Raw genomic sequence first — 3,869 nt, 5'->3', positions numbered from 1 at the left:
CCTGTCCGCGCTGCGCGCACTCGGAGTGCGGGTCATCGTCGCCGGGAACCAGACTGCCCGCGCCGGTGAGTTGCTGCGCGCCCTCGATCTGCCCGCGGATCTCGTCGTCACGTCGGGGGAGTGGGGCGTGGCGAAGCCTCAGCCGGAGTTTTTCGAGCGCGTACTGGGGGTGGCTCAGGCAGCGCCGGACCGGACGGTCTACGTCGGCGACCACCCGGCCAACGACGTCTTCCCCGCCAAGTCAGCCGGGCTGCGCGTCGCACACATGCGCCGCGGCCCGTGGGGGCATCTGTGGGCGGACGACGCGAAGGTCGTAGCGGCGGCGGACTGGCGTATCGACGGTCTCGGCAAGCTCACGTCGATCGTGGCGGACTGACGGAAACGGCTCGCCCCCACCGGCTGTGGCCGGTGGGGCCGTTCGCATGCACGTGGCGTATCGGTGTCGGTACGGTTCGGAGCAGACGCCCTCAAGTGGAGCCCGTATGACCGTGTTCGCGAGCGACGGAGTCGGCAGGCGGATCGCCTACTACCGCAGTGTCGTCCGTCCGAAGATGACGCAGCGACAACTCGCCGACGCGGCAGGCGTCGCTCTGGGAACCATCCGCAAGGTCGAACGTGGTGAACGCGGCGTCACAGACACCACCCTCGAGGCCATCGCGCACGCGCTGGGCGTCGATCCGACCCGGCTGCGGGCCGATCGACGCCCCGCACAGAGGGCCGTCCATGACGCGCTGCCCACGCTTTCCGCCGCGATCGCCGCCTACGACGTGCCCGAGGACGGCCCGACACGTTCCCTGCGCAGCCTGCGTGCGGCCGTGGACGAGGCCGTCGACTGGCGACTGGGAGCCCAATACACGCGTATCGTCCGCACGTTCCCCGACCTGATCGCCGAACTCACGCGCGCCTACCACCGATCCACCACCCACGAGCGGTCCGAACTGGCCGCCCTCCTGGTCAGTGCCTACCGCTCCGCCGACGCCGTCGCCTACAAGTACGGTGCCCGCGACCTGTCCGCGCGCCTGGTCGAACTGATGCGGTGGGCCGCTCCCGGGGCTGGAGACGCGCTGCTGTCGGCGTCCGTCGCCTACGTACGTACCGAGACGTTCTTCGCCGCCCACGCCTACGCCGCCGGACTGCGCGCCCTGGAACACGCGCTGGACTCCGCACCTGCACCCAATGAGCCGCCAGAGATCGCGACCCGCGGTGCGCTCCATATGAGGGCCGCGGTCATCGCAGGCCGAGCGCGCGATGCCGCAGGGGCGACCAGCCACCTGAGAGAAGCCCGCGCGCTCGGGGACCAGGTCACCGAGGGCGTGCGCTACGGCACCGCGTTCGGTCCCGACTCCGTTCGCATCCACGAGGTGTCCGTCGCGGTCAGCCTCGGTGACGGCTATGTAGGCCGCGCTCTCGACATCGCCAACGAATGGAAACCGCCGCTCGATCTGCCTGCCGAACGACGTTCCGGTTTCTACATCGAACTCGCCCGCGCCCAACTCTGGTCCGGCCTCGCCGACGACGCCTTCGAGTCGTTGCAGACCGCTCGGCGGATCGCGCCGCAACATACCCGCGAGCACCCCTGGGTCCGTGAAGACGCCGCGACGTTGCGCCGGTTGAAGCGAGCCGACTCGGAGACCCTCACCAATTTCGCCGAATGGTGCGCCGCCACCTGAGCGAACCACCCCAACTACCCCTCCCCGGGGTACTTGTGGCCTTCTCGCGCCCTCACCATCTGTCGCACGCGCAGAAACCGGCAGATGGGAAACGTGCATGCCGCCGAGGAACACTGACATGGCCGAGACCAGGGGGCTTCAAGGCTGCGGGACTGTCGAAGAGTGGCTGGCCTCGGCCCACCCGTCGCCGAGTTCGGTGTGCGAAGAATGGGGCAGCATTGCGCAGCTCGCACTGATCCCTCTCGGACGCGGCTTCGAGGCCGTCCGCATTCCCGACGACATTGTGCACGGCTTTGTGGGAAGCGACGACCCTGCCACGGTGAGCGCCCGCCTCGCCGAGAGCCTCAACGGCGGCCCGGTCATCCGCGACCCCGGATTCCACCGCTACTACGCACTCGTACCCCCTGGCACCGCCGAGTTCTGGCGTGCCCCGGTCGCGGAATGCATCACCGCGGGCACCTACTTGGGCGTACCCCGAGCCGACCGGGTGGAATTGGACGACGGAGCGAGGACCTCGTACTGGTCGGTCCCGATGTCCCGGCCGAACGGTCTGTGCACGGCCGCCGACGTGCTGGCCTTGGTGCAGCTGGGCCACTCCCTGGCAAGCGAGGACGAGTCTTGAACGCGTCCACCGCCGAGGCTCCGCACCTGTCGGCGGAATGCACGCTCGCCCAACGCCCCCACTACGAAGGGCTTCACGGCGAGTGCCGTGAGACCAAGGACATTCCGCTACCGGGGATCACCCGCATCCTGCTCCAGTCCCGTTGCGGCTGCTCCTGCCACAGCTCCGACACATCGGGGCCGAGCCCTTCTCGGCAGTAGGAGATGTTCATGACCGTCACCCCATCGATGGCACGGACGGTGCTCGGGACTTCGCGCCAGCCCTGCCGCTGTTCCCCCGGATGATCAACGCCCCTGCTGTCGAGTATTCGAGTGGCTGTGCGGTTAGGGCGGCGACTGTGAGCGGGGTCGTGGGCGTACCGTGTTGGCACGCGATTCGGGGGCAGCGGCACGGGGACGGCGCGATGGGCGAGCAGTACGGCGGGGATCACCAGGATTTTCGGGGCGGGAAGTTCAACGGCCCCTTCACCGCGAAGGCGGAGTACCACCAGCACGGGCCGGCGCCCACCGCACTGGATGCCCTGCCTCCGAAGGTGGCCGGATTCACCGGTCGTAGTGACCAACTCGACGAGCTGCTCGGTGCGTTCGACCCGGATGGGGGTGAAGCGTCGGGGGCTGTGTTGGTCGCCGCAGTGTCCGGGCTCGGCGGGATCGGCAAGACCGCGCTCGCGGTGGAGGCGGCTCACGCGGCCTGCGGCAAGGGGTGGTTCCCGGGTGGAGTCCTCTTCGTCAATCTGCATGGGTACGACGATGATCGCGTTACGGCGGAACAGGCGCTGGAGACTCTGCTGAGGGGGCTGGGGACGCCTCCGGAGCACATTCCTAACGGGGTGGACGCGCGGGCCGCGTTGTATCGCTCGGTACTCGCCGAGCGGGAGCGGGAGTTGGGGGCGGTGCTGGTCCTGGCCGACAACGCGTCCTCTGCGGAGCAGGTGAGTCCCTTGCGCCCCGGGGGTGCGCGGCACCGGCTGCTTGCCACCTCGCGGAGCAAGTTGCCCCAACTCGGGGCGCGGTTACTGCCGTTGGGGGAGCTGAGTCCGGGGGAGGCATACGACCTTCTGGACCGGGCGTTGCGGATTGCCGCTCCGGGGGATGCGCGGGTGGTGGATGAGAGTGAGGCTGCTGCTGAACTCGCCTTGCTCTGTGGGCATTTGCCCCTCGCCCTTCAGATCGCTGCGGCTTTGCTCGTCTTCGACAGGGACAAGACCGTGGCCGAACTCGTGGTGGAACTCGCCGAGTCCGGTGACCGGCTCATGCACCTCGACGACGGTGAGCGCAGTGTTCGGGCTGCCTTTGACCTGTCGTACAGGCGCCTGCCGGCTGAACAGGCCCGGTTACTACGGCTGTTGGCCTTGGCTCCAGGGCCCGAGGTGACCGCCGAGGTCGTCGCCGTGTTGGACGGGGCGGATGCTGCGCCGGTACGTGTGCTCGATGCGTTGTGCCGCGCTCATCTTGTTGAGCGGGGGAGTGGGCGTGGGCGGTGGCGATTGCATGACTTGGTGCGGGTGTTCGGGGTGGGTGTGGTCAAGGGAGACGCGGAGTTGTGGGAGGAGGGAGAGGCGGCGCGGGAGCGGGTGC

General features: G+C 68.9%; 4 protein-coding genes. All 4 read left to right on the top strand.

Annotated features, from left to right (window positions below):
* A partial coding sequence (locus JHN45_RS50950; protein ID WP_201056285.1) for an HAD family hydrolase occupies positions 1-376 on the top strand: 376 nt, incomplete at its 5' end.
* 106 nt (positions 377-482) lie between these two features.
* Positions 483-1,670 (top strand): helix-turn-helix transcriptional regulator, encoded by a 1,188-nt coding sequence (locus tag JHN45_RS50945; protein WP_236585024.1) that lies wholly within the window; start codon positions 483-485, stop codon positions 1,668-1,670.
* Positions 1,671-1,788: 118 nt separating this feature from the next.
* Entirely contained in the window at positions 1,789-2,292 is a 504-nt protein-coding gene (locus JHN45_RS50940) for a hypothetical protein (protein ID WP_236585023.1), read from the top strand.
* A 403-nt stretch (positions 2,293-2,695) separates the two neighbouring features.
* Positions 2,696-3,869 (top strand): NB-ARC domain-containing protein (locus tag JHN45_RS50935; protein WP_236585022.1); only part of this gene is annotated, 1,174 nt, incomplete at its 3' end.

Source organism: Streptomyces sp. MBT53 (assembly GCF_016654115.1).
Lineage (GTDB): Bacteria > Actinomycetota > Actinomycetes > Streptomycetales > Streptomycetaceae > Streptomyces.
This window is presented reverse-complemented; position numbering and strand designations above follow the sequence as displayed.